The organism is Cellulomonas sp. HD19AZ1 (assembly GCF_004535805.1).
GTDB classification, from domain to species: Bacteria; Actinomycetota; Actinomycetes; order Actinomycetales; family Cellulomonadaceae; genus Cellulomonas; species Cellulomonas iranensis.
In genome coordinates this window covers 66,121-81,984 of sequence record NZ_SPHX01000001.1, presented here as the reverse complement: position 1 = coordinate 81,984, position 15,864 = coordinate 66,121, and the positions used below count along the sequence as shown (strand labels likewise).

General features: G+C 75.8%; 14 protein-coding genes. 4 read left to right on the top strand and 10 right to left on the bottom strand.

Annotated elements, in window-relative coordinates:
• Window positions 1–3 precede the first annotated feature (3 nt).
• Window positions 4–2,148: an iron ABC transporter permease gene (locus tag E4A51_RS00465; protein ID WP_255430514.1), complete on the top strand. Its 2,145-nt coding sequence runs from the start codon at window positions 4–6 to the stop codon at window positions 2,146–2,148.
• A gap of 45 nt (window positions 2,149–2,193) precedes the next feature.
• Here E4A51_RS00465 and E4A51_RS00460 read toward each other — a convergent pair whose 3' ends face one another.
• The 9 genes from E4A51_RS00460 to E4A51_RS00420 form a co-directional block, all read right to left on the bottom strand.
• Window positions 2,194–3,807, bottom strand: a complete 1,614-nt coding sequence (locus E4A51_RS00460; protein ID WP_134850597.1) for a succinic semialdehyde dehydrogenase — start codon at window positions 3,805–3,807, stop codon at window positions 2,194–2,196.
• A gap of 266 nt (window positions 3,808–4,073) precedes the next feature.
• Window positions 4,074–5,786 (bottom strand): phosphoenolpyruvate--protein phosphotransferase, encoded by a 1,713-nt coding sequence (gene ptsP / locus E4A51_RS00455; protein ID WP_206119930.1) that lies wholly within the window; start codon window positions 5,784–5,786, stop codon window positions 4,074–4,076.
• A complete protein-coding gene (locus E4A51_RS00450; protein ID WP_134850596.1) occupies window positions 5,783–6,079 on the bottom strand; it encodes an HPr family phosphocarrier protein in 297 nt (98 codons plus the stop codon). Before E4A51_RS00450 ends, ptsP begins: the two co-directional genes overlap by 4 nt.
• A gap of 57 nt (window positions 6,080–6,136) precedes the next feature.
• Window positions 6,137–7,663 carry a PTS fructose transporter subunit IIC gene (locus tag E4A51_RS00445; RefSeq protein ID WP_134850595.1) on the bottom strand — a complete coding sequence of 509 codons (1,527 nt, stop codon included), beginning with the start codon at window positions 7,661–7,663 and terminating at the stop codon, window positions 6,137–6,139.
• A complete protein-coding gene (locus E4A51_RS00440; protein WP_082739587.1) occupies window positions 7,660–8,121 on the bottom strand; it encodes a PTS sugar transporter subunit IIA in 462 nt (153 codons plus the stop codon). The genes E4A51_RS00445 and E4A51_RS00440 overlap by 4 nt, the downstream gene beginning before the upstream one ends.
• 5 nt (window positions 8,122–8,126) lie before the next feature.
• Window positions 8,127–9,074, bottom strand: coding sequence for a 1-phosphofructokinase (pfkB, locus tag E4A51_RS00435; protein WP_062102606.1), 948 nt, complete (start codon window positions 9,072–9,074; stop codon window positions 8,127–8,129).
• Window positions 9,071–9,832, bottom strand: a complete 762-nt coding sequence (locus tag E4A51_RS00430; protein WP_046528934.1) for a DeoR/GlpR family DNA-binding transcription regulator — start codon at window positions 9,830–9,832, stop codon at window positions 9,071–9,073. Before E4A51_RS00430 ends, pfkB begins: the two co-directional genes overlap by 4 nt.
• Window positions 9,833–10,080: 248 nt before the next feature.
• Window positions 10,081–10,530 (bottom strand): PTS sugar transporter subunit IIA, encoded by a 450-nt coding sequence (locus E4A51_RS00425; RefSeq protein ID WP_240696325.1) that lies wholly within the window; start codon window positions 10,528–10,530, stop codon window positions 10,081–10,083.
• On the bottom strand, window positions 10,527–12,128 hold the full coding sequence (locus tag E4A51_RS00420; protein WP_134850594.1) for a PTS mannitol transporter subunit IICB: 1,602 nt from the start codon (window positions 12,126–12,128) through the stop codon (window positions 10,527–10,529). The genes E4A51_RS00425 and E4A51_RS00420 overlap by 4 nt, the downstream gene beginning before the upstream one ends.
• 59 nt (window positions 12,129–12,187) lie before the next feature.
• Here E4A51_RS00420 and E4A51_RS00415 point away from each other — a divergent pair, with 59 nt between their 5' ends.
• Entirely contained in the window at window positions 12,188–12,337 is a 150-nt protein-coding gene (locus tag E4A51_RS00415; protein WP_134850593.1) for a pentapeptide repeat-containing protein, read from the top strand.
• On the opposite strand, the gene E4A51_RS00410 is transcribed toward E4A51_RS00415, so the two are convergent.
• Window positions 12,334–13,374, bottom strand: coding sequence for a zinc-dependent dehydrogenase (locus E4A51_RS00410; protein ID WP_134850592.1), 1,041 nt, complete (start codon window positions 13,372–13,374; stop codon window positions 12,334–12,336). The two genes, E4A51_RS00415 and E4A51_RS00410, sit on opposite strands and share 4 nt — an antisense overlap.
• Window positions 13,375–13,753: 379 nt before the next feature.
• Here E4A51_RS00410 and E4A51_RS00405 point away from each other — a divergent pair, with 379 nt between their 5' ends.
• The gene (locus tag E4A51_RS00405) at window positions 13,754–14,812 is read left to right on the top strand and encodes an iron-siderophore ABC transporter substrate-binding protein (RefSeq protein WP_134850591.1); all 1,059 of its coding nucleotides are present in this window, start codon (window positions 13,754–13,756) and stop codon (window positions 14,810–14,812) included.
• Window positions 14,809–15,864 (top strand): iron ABC transporter permease, encoded by a 1,056-nt coding sequence (locus tag E4A51_RS00400; protein WP_134850590.1) that lies wholly within the window; start codon window positions 14,809–14,811, stop codon window positions 15,862–15,864. The genes E4A51_RS00405 and E4A51_RS00400 overlap by 4 nt, the downstream gene beginning before the upstream one ends.

Here is a 15,864-nt window from a genome sequence, read left to right as displayed (position 1 = left end):
CCGGTGAGCACGCTGCGGCAGCGGGACGACGCCCCGCCCCCGGCGGTCGCGCGTCCCGCTGCCGCGGCGGCCCGCCCGGACGCCCCGGGCGTCCCCCTCCCCCGGACGCCCCGCCGCGGGTCGCTACGCGTGGGCGTCGTGCTCGCGCTCGTCGCGGCGTGGGTGCTCGCGGCGGTCGTGCTGCACCTCGTGCAGGGCACGGCCGACGTCGGCCTGCGCGACCTGCTCGCGCTCGTCACCGGTGACGCGGTCGACCAGGCGGCCGCGGTCGTCGTCGAGTCCCGCGTGCCCCGGCTGCTCGCCGCGGTGCTCGTCGGGACGGCGCTCGGCGCGTCCGGCACCGCGATGCAGGCGGTCGCGCGCAACCCGCTCGCGTCGCCCGACACCACGGCGGTCAACGCGGGCGCCTACCTCGCGCTGACGCTGGCCTCGGCGTTCGGCACGACGCTCGCGCCGCTGGCGGGCGTCGGCGTCGCGTTCGTCGGCGGCATCGCCGCGGCCGCGCTCGTGATCGGCCTGTCGAGCGGGCGCAGCGTGTCGGTGGTGCGGCTCGTCCTCGCGGGCTCGGTCGTCACGATGGGTCTCGCGTCGATCACGTCGGTCGTCATGCTGCTGCTGCCGTGGGAGGTGCAGGGCATGTTCGCGTGGGGCGCCGGGTCCCTGAGCCAGAACGGCTCCGCGACGGTCGTGCGCGTGCTGCCCGTGGTCGCCGCGGGCGTGGTCGCGCTGCTGCTGCTCGCGCGGCGGCTCGACGTGCTGCAGCTCGGCGACGACGCGGCGCGGTCGCTCGGCATGCGGGTCGGCGCCACGCGCGTCGTCGTGGTGGTCGTCGCGGTGCTGCTCGCGGCGTCCGCGGTGGCCGTCACCGGGCCCATCGGGTTCGTCGGGCTGTGCGCGCCGCTGCTCGTGCGCCTCGCGGCGCGGCGCGTCCGGCAGCTCACGCGGCACCGCGTGCTGATCCTCGCGAGCGCCGCGACCGGCGTCGCGCTCGTGCTCACCGCCGACGTGCTGCTGCGCGCCGTGTTCGGGTCGGTCGCCGGCGTCACCGTGCCCACGGGCGTCGTGACGAGCGCGCTCGGCGCCGTGTTCCTGATCGTGCTCGCACGCCGGCTGCGCAGCGGCGACACCGGCGAGGCGCTCGCCGGCATGCGCGCCGGCACCGCGCTCGGGCGGCGCGCGCCCTGGCTCGTGCTGACCCTCGCCGGAGCGGCTCTGCTCGCCGCGCTCGTGGCGGCCGTGCTGCTCGGCGACCGCGCGCTGCTGCTCGGCGACGTGGACCTGTGGCTGCGCGGCGCGGCGTCGGTGCGGCTCGAGATCATCCTCGACTCGCGCGTGCCGCGCGTCCTCGCGGCGCTGCTCGCGGGCGCGTGCCTCGCGCTCGCCGGGGCGCTCGTGCAGGCCGTGACGCGCAACCCGCTCGCCGACCCCGGCGTGCTGGGCGTGTCCTCGGCGGCGGGGCTCGGCGCGGTCGTCACGATCGTCGCGGTGCCGGCCGCGGGCTTCGCGATGCTGTTCGGCGGCGCGCTGCTGGGCGCGGCGGTCGCGGCCGTGGTCCTGCTGGGCGGCACGCGCGGCGGCGACCAGGTGCGCACCGTGCTCGTCGGCGTCGGCATCGGCGCGTTCAGCAGCGCGCTGACGACGCTGCTGCTGGTGCGCTCCGACCCGTGGAACCAGAACAAGGCGATGACGTGGCTCGCGGGCTCGACCTACGGCGCGACGTGGGTCCAGCAGCTGCCGATGGTCGTCGTGCTGGTGCTCGCCGCGGCCGTCCTCGTGCGCACGTCGCGCGACCTCGACGTGCTGCAGCTCGACGACCTCACGCCGCGCGTGCTCGGCGTCGCGGTGCCGCGCGCGCGGCTCGTGCACGTCGCCCTGGCGATCGTGCTGACCGCCGCCGCGACCGCGTCGATCGGCGTCGTCGCGTTCGTCGGGCTCGTCGCGCCGCACGCCGCGCGCCTGCTGATCGGCAAGCGGCACGCGCTGCTGCTGCCGCTCACGGTGCTGCTGGGCGCGACGCTGGTCGTGGTCGCCGACCTCGTGGGCCGCGCCACGATCGCGCCCGCGCAGCTGCCCGCGGGGCTCGTGACGTCGCTCATCGGCACGCCGTACTTCCTGTGGCTGCTGTGGCGGATCCGCACCGACCGGTGACGTCGCGCGTGCGCGGCGGCGGGACGTGCGACGTGCGACCGTGCGTCAGGGCAGCCGCAGCGCCCGCTCGGCGCGCAGCAGGCGCGTGAGCACGCTCGCCCGGACCTCGGAGCCGAGCGCCTCGAGCTGCCGCATGCCGACGCCGCGCCCGGTGTGCACGCCGCGCTGCGCGACGACCGTCTGGGTCCACGTGGTCTCCCACAGGCCCTCGCGGCCGTGGCGACGCCCGTACCCGGACGCCCCGACGCCGCCGACGGGCGCGCCGACGGTCCCCCAGATCAGCTGGTGCGTGTCGTTGACGGCCACCGCACCGGCGCGCACACGCGCCGCGAGCGCGGCCCCGCGCGCGGCCGACCGCGTCCAGACCGCGGCGACCAGGCCCAGGTCGGAGTCGTTCATCGCGGCGACGGCCTCGTCGTCGGACGCGACGGGGTACACCGCGACGACGGGCCCGAACGTCTCCTCGCGGTGCAGGCGCGCGCCGTCGGGCACGTCGGCCAGCACGGTCGGCTCGTAGAAGTACGGGCCGAGGTCGGGGCGCTGCTCGGCCCCGACCAGGACGGTCGCGCCGTGGCCGACCGCGTCCTCGACGTGCTCGACGACGCGCGCGAGCTGCGCGGGGCCGACGAGCGACCCCATGTCGGCGCGGTAGTCGAGCCCGGCGCCCAGGCGCAGCGCGGCGGTGCGCCGGACGAACGCGTCGACGAACGCCTCGCGCACGTCCTCGTGGACGTAGATCCGCTCGACGCTCGCGCACAGCTGCCCCGCGGAGCCGAAGCACGCGCGCACGGCTCCCTCGGCGACGGCCTCGACGTCGACGTCCGCCGCGACGTACATCGCGTTCTTGCCGCCGAGCTCGAGCGTCACGGGCACGCCCAGCTCACCGGCCCGCGCGGCGACCACGCGCCCCGAGCGGGTCGACCCGGTGAACCCCGCGTGGTCGACGTGCTCGAGCAGGCCCATGCCGACGTCCGGGCCGCCGACCACGACCTGCAGCAGGTCGTCCGGCAGGCCCGCGTCGGCGAGCAGCTCGGCGGACCACAGCAGCGTGAGCGCGGTCTGCGGGTCGGCGCGCAGCAGCACGGCGTTGCCCGCCACGAGGGCCGGCAGCGCGTCACCCAGGCCCAGCGACAGCGGGTAGTTCCACGGCGTGATCACGGCGACGACGCCCACGGGGTGACGCAGCACGCGCGCGGAGGTGAACGGCGGGAACAGCCCCCGCACGGTGCGGGGCGCGAGCAGGCGACGCGCGCGCAACGCGTAGTAGCGCGCCGCGTTCGCGACGTCGCCGACCTCGTCCCACGCGTGCGTGCGCGCCTTGCCCGTCTCGACCTGCAGCAGGTCGAGCACGTCGGACTGCCGCTCCAGCAGCAGGTCGTGCGCACGCAGCAGCACCGCGGCGCGCTCGGCGACGGGCCGCGCGGCCCACGTCCGCTGCGCGGCACGCGCCCGCCGGGCCGCCTCCGGCAGGTCGTCCACCGAGGTCAGCGGGACCGCCGCCACGGGGCTGCCCGTGAACGGCGCGATGGACGTGGCCGTCGCGTGCCCCGGGCCGGCGACGACGTGCTCCAGCAGGGGCCGCACGTCGTCGGGCTCGAGCACGTAGGTCGCGAGCGGGTCGGTCTCGGGGTCGTGCAGGTCCGCATGCTCGTGCGCCATCACGCCAATCTACGCCGGGGCCCGGCGAGCCGGCCGCGACCCGCCGCGACCCGCCGGAGCCGCCCGGACGACCTGGATCCGACCGATCGGTGTCCGCCCCACGGGACGACGCACGGGCGAGACCGGGCGCAGGTCGCTCACACCATCCGAGGAGCGACCTGCGCCCGGTCTCGCGCACCACGCGTCTCACGATGGGGCCGTCTCGGAGCCCGAGCCCTCCAGGGCTCGGACACGTCAGAGCACGCGCACGTCAGAGCACAGGCACGTCAGAGCGCGAGCGTCGCCGCGACGTCGGGGTCGACGAGCGCGAGCGCGGCGGCGCGCGCGTCGGCCGCGGTGCGGGCCCGCAGCACGGCACCCGCGATCGCCTCGCACGTCGCGCGCGTGTGGTGCCGGACCGCGTACCGCACGGCGGGCAGCGCCCCGGCGGCCATCGACAGGCTCGTGACGCCGAGGCCCACGAGCACGAGCGCCATGAGCGGGTCGGCCGCGGACTCGCCGCACACGCCGACGGGCTTGCCGGCCTCGAGCCCCGCGCGCGCGGTCGTGGCGACGAGGTCGAGCACCGCGGGCTGCCACACGTCGAGCAGGTCGGCGAGCTCGCCGCGCAGCCGGTCGGTCGCCATCGTGTACTGCGCGAGGTCGTTGGTGCCGATCGACACGAAGTCGACCTCGGCGAGCAGGTCCCGTGCCCGCAGGGCCGCGGCCGGGACCTCGACCATGACGCCCACCGTCGCGACGCCCGCGCCACGTGCCCGGGCGGCGAAGTCACGGGCCTCGTCGGGCGTCGCGATCATCGGCGCCATGACCCACGGCGTCGACCCCGTGGCCTCCTGCGCGCGGGCGAGCGCCGCGAGCTGCGTGTCGAGCAGCTCGGCGTGCGAGCGCACGAGCCGGTAGCCGCGCACGCCGAGCGCGGGGTTCTCCTCGTCGGGCTGCGTCGCGAACGCGAGCGGCTTGTCGGCGCCCGCGTCGAGCGTGCGCACGACGACCTTGCGCCCGTCGACCGCGCGCAACGCCGCGGCGTACGCGTCGGCCTGCTCGTCGACGGTCGGGGCCTGCGTGCGCTCGAGGAAGAGCACCTCGGTGCGGAACAGCCCGACGCCCTCGGCGCCCGCGCCGACGCGCTCGGCGTCGGCGGCCGTGCCGATGTTCGCGAGCAGCGCGACGGCGTGCCCGTCGGCGGTCGCGCCGGGGCCGGTGTCCTGCGCTAGCGCCGCGTCGGCCGCGCGGCGGCGCTCGAACGCGTCGCGTACGGCGTCGGCGGGGTCGGGGGTCACGGTGCCGGCGGCGGCGTCGACCGCGACGACGGTCCCGTCTACGAGAGCCGTGGCGCCGTCGACGCGCACGACGCACGGCAGGCCGAGCTGGCCCGCGATGATCGCGGTGTGCCCCGTCGGGCCGCCGAGCTCGGTGACGATCGCGAGCACCTTCGTGAGGTCGAGTGCCGCCGTGTCGGCGGGGGCGAGGTCGCGCGCGACGACGACGGCCGGCTGCTCCAGGTGCGGCACGCCCGGCTCGGGCAGGCCGACGACGCGCGCGACGACCCGGTCCCGCACCGAGCGCAGGTCGGTGACGCGCTCCGCGAGGTACCCGCCGGCCTGCTCGAACATCGCCGCGAACGTGTCCACCACGCCGTCGATCGCGGCGACGGGCGGCTCGCCGCCGTCGACGCGCGTGAGCACCTGGCCGCGCAGCGCGGCGTCGTCGGCCATCTGCGCGGTCGCGGCGAGCACGTCCCGCACGGTCGCCACCGCCCCCTCGGCCTGCGCGCGCAGACCGGCGGCGACGTCGGCGAACGCGCGCTCGACGACCGTGCGCACGTGCGCGGGCGTGGCCGGCGCCCCGTCGACGAGCAGCGGCGCGTCGGGGGCGACGTCCGGCGCCGGCCGCATCTGGGCGACCGGCCCGACGACCGCGCGCCGCCCCACGCCGACGCCGCGCAGCGCGGTGCCGGCGGGGGCGGACGTCGTCGTCACGACGCGCCGCCGGCCGCGTCGGCCTCGGGGGCGTCGAGGTCGGTCGACAGCAGCGTCACGAGCTCGTCGAGCACGCGGTCGGCGTCGGGGCCGTCGGCCGCGAGCGTGACCTCCTCGCCGTGCGGCACGCCGAGCGACATGACGAACAGGATGCTCGCGGCGTCGACGGGCGCGCCGCCCGCGCGGGCGATCGTGACGGGCACGCCGGACGCGGCGACGGCCTGGGTGAACAGCATCGCGGGGCGGGCGTGCAGGCCCACGCGGGACGCGACGGCGACGGTGCGCTCGGCCATGGTGGCTCTCCTTCGAGGTGGTCTGGGGATGGGGGGCGGGACGGTCGGGCGCCAGGCTCAGGCGGGCTGCCCGACGAGCGCCGCGTCGCGCTGCTCCTCGGCGGCCCGCTCGGCGGCGACGACGGGGTCGTGCGCGAGGGACTTGAGCAGCACGACCAGCGCGGTGCTGACGAGCGTGCCGACGACGACCGCCGCGACGAACCCGAGCGGGTTGCCGATGAGCGGCAGGACCCACACGCCGCCGTGCGGTGCGACGAGCGTCGAGCCGAACGCCATGGCGAGGGCCCCGGTGGCAGCCGAGCCGACCACCGAGGACACGATGACGCGCCACGGGTCGGCGGCGGCGAACGGGATCGCGCCCTCGGAGATGAAGGACGCGCCCAGCAGCCACGCGGCCTTGCCGTTCTCCTGCTCGGCGTGCGTGAACAGCCGCTTGCGGACCGTGGTGGCCAGGGCCATCGCGAGCGGTGCGACCATGCCGGCGGCCATGACGGCGGCCATGACGCGGTACTGCGTCGCGTCCGCGGCCAGACCCTCGGTGGCCAGGCCCGTGACCGCGAACGTGTAGGCGACCTTGTTGATCGGGCCACCCAGGTCGAAGCCCATCATCGCGCCGAGCAGCAGCCCGAGCAGCACCGCGCTGGTGCCGGACAGGCCGTTGAGCCAGCTCGTGAGCCCGTCCATGGCGGCCGCGATGGGCCGACCGATGAGCACGAGCATGACGACCCCGACGACGGCCGAGGACAGCAGCGGGATGACGACGACGGGCATGACGCCGCGCACGCCCTTGGGGACGTTCCAGCGGCTGATCCACAGCGCGACGCCACCGGCGAGGAAGCCCGTGACGAGGCCGCCGAGGAACCCGGCGCCGACGAACCCGGCGGCCGCGCCGCCGAGGAACCCGGGCACGAGGCCGGGGCGGTCGGCGATCGCGTACGCGATGAAGCCGGACAGCACGGGCACGAGGAACCCGAACGCGAGCTGCCCGGTCTTGAGCAGCACGACCGACCAGTCCTGCAGCGACGCGGGGTCGAACGCCGCGACGACCGTGGCCGCGTCGACCTTGGTGACCTCGATCGCGCCCTCGGCGCCGCCCCACGCGACCTGCGCGAGCATGAACGACAGCGCGATGAGGATGCCGCCCGCGGCGACGAACGGGATCATGTACGACACGCCCGTCATGAGCCACTGCCGCACCTTGGTGCCGGCACCGGCGTCGCGGTCGACCTTGGTCGCGGGCGCCGCGGCGGGCGCGGCGGCTGCACCGGCGGGCACGCCGGCCTCGACCGCGGCGACCGCGGCGGCGATGACGCCGGGCGCGTCGTGCACGGCCTTCTTGACGCCGACGTCGACGAACGGCTTGCCGGCGAACCGCTGCTTGTCCTTGACCTCGAGGTCGGCGGCGTAGATGACGCCGTCCGCGGCGGCGATGAGCGCGGGGTCGAGCGGGGTCGATCCCGCGGCGCCCTGGGTCTCGACGTGCACCTCGTGGCCGGCGGCCTTGCCCGCCTGCTCGAGGGCCTCGGCGGCCATGTACGTGTGGGCGATCCCCGTGGGGCACGAGGACACGGCGACGAGCTTCACGACGGCACGACCTCTCGCGTGACGATCTGCGCGACGGTCGCGGCGTCGGGTGCCTCGAGCAGCGACGTCCGGAAGGACTCGTGCACGAGGCGACGCGCGAGGGCGGCGAGGATCTGCAGGTGGTCCGCGTCGCCGGAGGCGGGCGCGGCGATGAGGAAGACGAGGCGCGCGGGCCCGTCGGGGGCGCCCCAGTCGACGCCCTGCGCGAGCTTGCCGACCGCGAGGCTCGGGACGACGACGTGCTCGGAGCGCGCGTGCGGCAGGCCGACGCCGCCGGGCATGCCGGTGGCCATCTGAGCCTCGCGCGCGGCGACGTCGGCCGCGAACCCGTCGGCGTCGGTGACGCGGCCGGCGGCCGCGAGCAGGTCGATCAGCCGGCGCGTGACGTCGGTCCGGTCGGTCGCGGCGAGGTCGACGGCGACCAGGTCCGCGGTGATCAGCGGGGTGGTGGTGCTCACGGGTCTCACAGCTCCTTCAGTGCGAGGTGGGGGTCGGGGGTCTCGACGACGCGGACGGCGTCGAGGTCGAGCTGGTCGGGGCCGGGCACCTCGGTGCCCGGGAGCAGGACGGCGGCGCGGCCCCACGCGACGGCGGTGCGCAGCCGGTCGGCGCACGAGCCGGTGCCCGCGAGGTAGCCCGCGAGCGTGGAGTCGCCCGCGCCGACGGTCGACAGGGGCACGAGCGGCGGGCCGCCGGCCCACCACGTGCCGTCCTCGCGCACGAGCAGCGCGCCGTGCGCGCCGAGGCTCACGAGGACCGCGGTGGTGCCCTGCGCGATGACCTCGCGCGCGGCCTCGACGACGTCGCCCACGGTGACGAGGTCGCGGCCGACGAGCTCGGCGAGCTCGTCCTCGTTGGGCTTGACGAGGCTCAGGCCGCCGGCGCGCACGGCCCGCGTGAGCGGGGCGCCCGAGGTGTCGAGCACGAGCGGCACGCCGTGGCGCCCGGCGAGCCCGGCGAGCCGGACGAAGAACGCGTCGCCGGCACCGGCGGGCAGCGAGCCGGCGGCGACGACCGCGCGGGGCGCGGACGTCAGCTGGTCCTCGACGGCCGCGAGCAGCGCGTCGACCTCGGCGTCCGACAGCCGCGGGCCGGGCGCGTTGACCTTGGTGGTGACGCCGTCGGCCTCGACGAGCGTGACGTTGGTGCGCGTGTCGCCCGCGACGGGCACGGGGACGGCGGGCACGCCGTGCTCGCCGAGCAGCGCGACGAGCCGCGCGCCGTCGGCGCCGCCCGCGGGCACGACCGCGACGGCGGCGAGGCCGTGCCGTGCGAGGGCCCGGGCCACGTTGATGCCCTTGCCGCCGGGGTGCACGTGCGCGGCGTGCGCGCGGTTGACCTCGCCGACCTCGAGCCGCTCGACGTCGAGCGCGCGGTCGAGGCTGGGGTTGGGCGTGACGGTGACGATCACGCGCGCACCACGCGCGTGCCCGCGGCCTCGATCTCGTCGGCGAGCTCGGGCTCGACCGCACCGTCGGTGACCAGGGTGTCGACGTCGGCGAGCGCCGCGACGTGCGCGAGGTCGACCCGACCGACCTTGGTGTGGTCGGCGAGGACGACCGTGCGGCGGGCGGCGGTCACCAGCGCGCGCTTGACGGCGGCCTCGGCGAGGTCGGGCGTCGTGACGCCGTGCTCGGCGGTGATGCCGTTGGCGCCGAGGAACGCGACGTCGACGTGGATCTCGGCGAGGTCGCGCAGCGCCCACGACCCGACGGCCGCGAGCGTGCGCCCGCGGACCGTGCCGCCGACGAGGTGCAGCGTGGTGCCGGGTCGCGTCGCGAGGACGGTCGCGACGGGCAGCGCGTGCGTCACGACCGTGAGCTCGCGGTCGGTGGGCAGCAGCTCGGCGAGCCGGACGGTCGTGGTGCCGGCGTCGAGGATGATCGCGCCGCCGTCGGGCAGCTCGTCGAGCGCGGCCTTGGCGATGCGCTCCTTCTCGCCCGAGAGCAGGCCCTCGCGGTCGGCGAGCCCGGGCTCGAACCCGAGCCGCTCGACCGGGATGGCCCCGCCGTGCACGCGCCGCACGAGCCCGTGCCGCTCGAGCGCGGTGAGGTCTCGGCGGATCGTCTCGGCCGTGACGTCGAGCTCGGCAGCGAGCCGCGTGACGTCGACGCGGCCGTCGGCCCGCGCGCGCGTGAGGATCTGCTGGTGTCGCTCCGGTGCGTACACATCGACTCCGTCGTCCCGTGCCGCCGAGGTGGCGGCTGCGTCCCAGGATCGTCCCGTCGGCACGCCTTGTCAATGCCAAACGGGCACGTTCGGAAGTGAATCAACATCCGGTTCTGTGGTGACGGGCATCGCCGCAGGTCAGCCGATGTCCGAACCGGGCACGACACGTGCCGGGACGCGCCCGGGGCCCGGCGCACGCGCACCGGACCCCGGGGACCCGCGACCACCGCAGCCCGCGGCCGCGGCCGTCAGGTCGTGTTCACGCGCCCCACGAGCGCGTACAGCTCGTCCGCGGTCGTCGCGCGGGCGACCGCGTCGGCCTGGTCGGGGTCGGCGAACACGAGCGCGATGCGCGACAGCACCTCGAGGTGCTCGCCGCCTGCTCCCGCGATCCCGACCACGACGCGCACGGGCGACCCCTTCCAGTCGATCGGGTCGGCGTAGCGGACCACGCAGACGGCCGAGCGGTGGATCGACGGCGTCGCGTCGAGCGTGCCGTGCGGGATCGCCAGGCCGTTGCCCATGAACGTCGTCATGGTCCGCTCGCGCTCGAGCATGCCCTCGACGTACCCGGGCGCCACGGCGCCCGCACCCACCAGCAGCGCCCCGGCCTCGCGCACCGCCTCCTCGTACGTCGTCGCACGGCCGTCCGCGACGCACAGCTCGCGGGTCAGCACGTCGACCCCGCCGCCCGTCACCGCGCCGCCGTCCCGTCCCGCGCGGCGACGACCTCGGCGACCACCTGGTCGTACACCGGGCTGCTCATGAAGTTGTCGACCGACAGGTGCCGCGTGGTGGGCGCCCGGAGACGGGCGCGCGCGGTCAGCTCGCGCTGGCTGATGACGAGGTCGGCGGAGTCGTCGAGCATCGCGACGGCCTTGTTGACGACCGTGACCTCGTCGGCACCGGCCTTGCGGAGCTTGTCGCGCAGCACCGCCGCGCCCATGACCGACGACCCCATGCCGGCGTCGCACGCGAACACGACCAGCCGCACGGGCGCGACGTCCGCGCCCTGCCCGGCCTCCCCGCCGACCTCGGGAGACGCACCCGGCACCAGCGCACCGAGCGCCGCGCTGGACCGGCCCTTGTTGGCCTCGGTCTGCGCGACCGCCGCCGCGAGGTCGCCGCTCTCGCCCGCCGCGAGGTCACGCTTGCGCGTCGCGCGCAGGATCACGGCCGCGACGAGGAACGACACCGCCGCCGAGAGCACGACCGACAACGTCACGCCGAGGTAGCTGTCCCGCGCGGTCTGGGCGTACACCGCGAAGATGCTGCCCGGCGCCGCGGGCCCCACGAGGCCGCTGCCCATGACGACGTTCGTCGCGATGCCGGTCGCCCCGCCGGCGATCGCCGCGAGGATCAGCGCCGGCTTCATGAGCACGAACGGGAAGTAGACCTCGTGGATGCCGCCGAGGAACTGCACGACGATCGCGCCCGGCGCGGTCGAGCGGGCCGCGCCCACGCCCAGCAGGGCGTACGCCAGCAGGATCCCGAGGCCCGGCCCGGGGTTCGCCTCGACGAGGAACAGCAGCGACTTGCCGTCGGCGACGACCTGCTGCGCACCGAGCGGCACGAGCACGCCGTTGCCGATCGCGTTGTTGAGGAACAGCACCTTGGCCGGCTCGACGACGAGCGCCATCGCGGGCAGCAGGTGGTTGTCGGCGAGCCACCCGACGAGGTCCCCGAGCCACGCGCTCAGCTGCGTCACGAGCGGCGCGATCCCGAAGAACGCGCCGACCGACAGCGCGCCGCCGACGATCGCGGCGGAGAACATGTTCACGAGCATCTCGAACCCGGGCCGGATGCGGCCCTCCCACAACCCGTCGACCAGGCGCATGACCCACGCCGCGAGCGGCCCGACGATCATCGCGCCGAGGAACATCGGCACGGTGCTGCCGACGATGATGCCGAGCGTCGCGATCGTCGCGACGACGCCGCCGCGCTCGCCGTGGACCAGGCGCCCGCCGGCGTTCGCGATGAGCAGCGGCAGCAGGTAGGTGACCATCGGGCCGACGAGCCCGAGGTACTGGTGGAACGTCGTGCCGTCGTCGGCCTGGACGAGCTGCGTGGCCGCGCCCTGCCAGGCGCCGGGCAGGTCGGCGTTCCCGAACCCGCCGAGCACGCCGTTGGGCAACCAGCCCACGGCGATGAACAGCGCGGTGATGAGCCCCCAGGCCAGGAACGCCGGGAGGTTGGGCATGATCATGCCGGTGAGGAAGGCGCCGAAGCGCTGGAGGCGGACCTGGGCGGTCCGTCCGCGGCTGAGGGTCGGCGCGGCTGGTGCGGTGGTGGTCATGGCCGGGTCACGCTCCGCTTGGTCGGGCCGGGGCGCACGTCCGCCGGCCGTGATCGTCGTTGATCCGTGGTGCGGTGCTGGGTGGTGCGGTGCTGGGTGGTGCGGTGCTGGGTGGTGCGGTGCTGGGTGGTGCGGTGCTGGGTGGTGCGGTGCTCGGTGGTGCGGTGCTCGGTGGTGCGGTGCTCGGTGGTGACGTCGGCTGCCCCTAGGGCTCGATCGTCACCTTGATGCCGGCGCCCGAGCGCACGACGTCGATGCCCTCGGCGACCTGCTCGAGCGGCAGCCGGTGGGTGATGAGGTCGCTCACGGGCACCGAGCCGTCGGCGATCATGGCGAGCGCCGCGCGGTTGTGCGCGGGGCTCGACCCGTTGGCGCCGACGATCGTCAGCTCCTTGTAGTGCACGAGGTTGGAGTCGAGGGTGATGGTCGGGCGGTCCTTGGGCAGGCCGCCGAAGAAGCTGATCCGTCCGCGCGGCGCGACCATGCGCAGCGCCTGCTCCTGCGCCGCGCCGGACGCGGCCGCGGTGATGACGACGTCGGCGCCGCGACCGCCGGTGAGCTCGAGGACGGCCTCGACGGCGTCCTGCTCGGACGCGCACACCGCGGCGTCGGGCTTGACCACGTCGGCCGCCATGTCGAGCCGCGCGCGGCTGAGCTCGACGAGGTAGACCGCCGACGCGCCGCGCGCCCGGGCGAGCCGCACGTGCAGGCAGCCGATGGGCCCGGAGCCCACGACGACGACCGTGTCGCCGTCGTGCACGTCGGCGATCTCCTGCGCGTTGATCGCGCACGCGAACGGCTCGGCGACCGACGCCTCGGCGAACCCGACGCCGTCGGGGATGCGGTTGAGCCCGTCGACGGCCAGCACGGTCGGGGGCACGATCATGAACGGCGCGAACCCGCCGTCGTAGTCGTAGCCCATCGACACCTGGTGCGGGCAGATCGTCTCCAGGCCCCGGGTGCACCACGCGCACCGCCCGCACGGGATCGCGGCGATGACCTGCACACGGTCGCCCGGCGCCCAGCCGTCGACGCCGTCGCCGACCTCGACCACCTCACCGGCGATCTCGTGCCCCATGACGCGTGGCGGCACGATGCGCTGGTGCCCGGACGTCGAGATCTTGACGTCGGTCCCGCACATCGAGCACGCGCGGACCCGGATCTTCACCTCCCCCGCGGCCACCTCGGGCTCGGGGGCGTCCTCGAGACGGACGTCGCCGGGTGCGTAGAACCGGAAGACCTTCATCGCTCTCCTCGCAGCATGCGCTCGAGGCCGCGGCGGGCGTCCCGGTGCGACGTCGCACCGGGCGGACGTCGTCGTCGGCCGTCCCTCGCGCGGGGTGACGTGCCCCCGCGTCGTGTCCAGAATGACCGAGTCGACACGAGGATGTCAACAGATTCCCACACAAGCGGTGCCGAACGGGCGCCGCTAGATGTGGGAACGGGCCATCGGCACGAGGCGCGTCCGCGCGGCGCACCATGCGAACGCCGCCGCCGTCCCCACCCACGCCTCGCCCACGCGGTCGGCGATGCCGTAAGGTAAGCCTCACCTAGCACCCGTACCGCGGGCCGCCCGGACGAGCCCGCACGGGCCCCGGCCCCGCGCCCCCTCCGCGAAGGACACCATGCGTTCTGCGCCCGCACGCCGCGCCCTGCGACCCCTCGTCGCCGCCGCCGCCGCGTCCCTCCTGCTCGCCGCCTGCTCGTCGGGCGCCCCCGCCGGCACCCCCACGGACGGCTCGTCGTCCGGCGCGTCCGGCGACTTCCCCGTGACGATCACCAGCACGTTCGGCGACACGACGATCGAGTCGCAGCCCGAGCGCGTCGCGACCGTCAACTGGGGCAACCACGACGTGCCGATCGCGCTCGGCGTGGTCCCGGTCGGCTTCGCCGCGCAGACCTACGGCGACGACGACGGCGACGGCGTGCTGCCCTGGACGTACGAGGCGCTCGAGGGCCTCGGCGCGACGGGCGACGACCTGCCCACGCTCTTCGACGAGACCGACGGCATCCCGATGGAGGCCGTCAACAACGTCGAGCCCGACGTCATCCTCGGCGCCTACTCGGGCATGACCCGCGAGGACTTCGACACGCTCTCGCAGATCGCGCCGACCGTGTCGTACCCGAAGTACGCGTGGGGCACGAGCTGGAAGGACATGGCGCTCATCGACGGCGAGGCCATCGGGAAGAAGGCCGAGGCGCAGGCCCTCGTCGACGACGTGCTCGCGCAGATCGACGCCGCGCTCGCCGAGCGCCCCGACGTCGCGGGCAAGACCGTCGCCTACGCCTGGTTCGACCCGTCGAACCCCAGCACGATCGGGGTGTACACGCCGCTCGACGCGCGCGTGCAGCTGCTGGCCGACCTCGGGCTGGAGAACGCGCCGTCGGTCGTCGACCTCGCGGGCGACACCGACCAGTTCTTCGTCAACCTCGCGTCCGAGCAGGCCGACACGCTCGCCGACGCCGACATCCTCGTGACGTACGGCGACGACTCCATGCTCGCGACGCTGCAGGCCGACCCGCTGTTCAGCAAGATCCCGGCCGTCGCCCGCGGCTCGGTCGTCGTGCTCGGCAACACCGACCCGATCTCGGCCGCGACGTCCGGCCCGACCGTGCTGTCGCTGCCGTGGGCGCTCGACGACTACCTCGACCTCTTCCAGGCCGCCGCCGAGAAGGTCGGGTGACGCTCACCCCCACCGCCGCCACGCCGGCCGCGCCCGCCCGGGTGCTGCCGGCGTCGCTGCGCCGACGCCGCACCGTCGGCCTCGTGGTCGGCGTCGTCGCGCTGCTGCTCGCGGTCCTCGCGTCGCTCGCGTTCGGCGCACGGGTCGTCGGCTGGCAGGACGTCGTCGCGGGCGTGCTGCACCCGGACACCTCGCAGATCGCGCAGGCCGCCGTCCAGTCACGCGTCGCCCGCACCGTCCTGGGGCTCCTGGTGGGCGCCGCGCTCGGCGTCGGCGGGGCCGTCCTGCAGGGGCTCACGCGCAACCCGCTCGCCGACCCCGCGCTGCTCGGCATCAGCTCGGGCGCGTCGCTCGCGGTCGTGCTCGGCATCATGCTCCTGGGCCTGTCGACGCTCACGCAGTACGTGTGGCTCGCGTTCGCGGGGGCCGCGCTCACGTCGCTGCTGGTGTACGCGATCGGCTCGCTCGGGCGCGAGGGCGCGACCCCCCTCAAGCTCGCGCTCGCCGGGGCCGCGACCACCGCCGCGCTGAGCTCGGCGATCTCGATGGTGCTGCTCAGCCGCACCGACGTGCTCGACACGTTCCGGTTCTGGCAGGTCGGGTCGCTCGGGCGCGCGTCGCTCGCCGAGATCGGCCAGCTCACGCCGTTCCTGATCGTGGGCGCCGTCCTCGCGGTCGGCAGCGCACGCGGCATGGACGCGATCGCGCTGGGCGACGACGTCGCCGTCGGGCTCGGGCAGCGCGTCGGGCTCGTACGCGCCGCCGGCGGCGTGGCGGCTGTCCTGCTGTGCGGCACGGCCGTGGCCGCCGCGGGTCCCATCGGGTTCGTGGGTCTCGTCGTGCCGCACCTCGCGCGCGTGCTCACCGGCCCCGGGCACCGGTGGCTGCTGCCGTACAGCGCCGTGCTCGGCGCGTCGCTGCTGCTCGCGGCCGACGTCGTGGGGCGCGTCGTCGCCCGCCCGCAGGAGGTCGAGGTCGGCATCGTCACGGCCGTGCTCGGCGCGCCCGTGTTCATCGCGATCATCCGCCGCCACAAGGTGCGCGAGCTGTGA

What these genes read in the sequence shown, in the direction of transcription:
- E4A51_RS00420 (WP_134850594.1), bottom strand. Translation starts at nt 12,128, where the DNA reads ATGACCACCACCGCACCAGCCGCGCCGACCCTCAGCCGCGGACGGACC.
- E4A51_RS00405 (WP_134850591.1), top strand. Translation starts at nt 13,754, where the DNA reads ATGCGTTCTGCGCCCGCACGCCGCGCCCTGCGACCCCTCGTCGCCGCC.
- E4A51_RS00460 (WP_134850597.1), bottom strand. Translation starts at nt 3,807, where the DNA reads ATGGCGCACGAGCATGCGGACCTGCACGACCCCGAGACCGACCCGCTC.
- E4A51_RS00410 (WP_134850592.1), bottom strand. Translation starts at nt 13,374, where the DNA reads ATGAAGGTCTTCCGGTTCTACGCACCCGGCGACGTCCGTCTCGAGGAC.
- E4A51_RS00450 (WP_134850596.1), bottom strand. Translation starts at nt 6,079, where the DNA reads ATGGCCGAGCGCACCGTCGCCGTCGCGTCCCGCGTGGGCCTGCACGCC.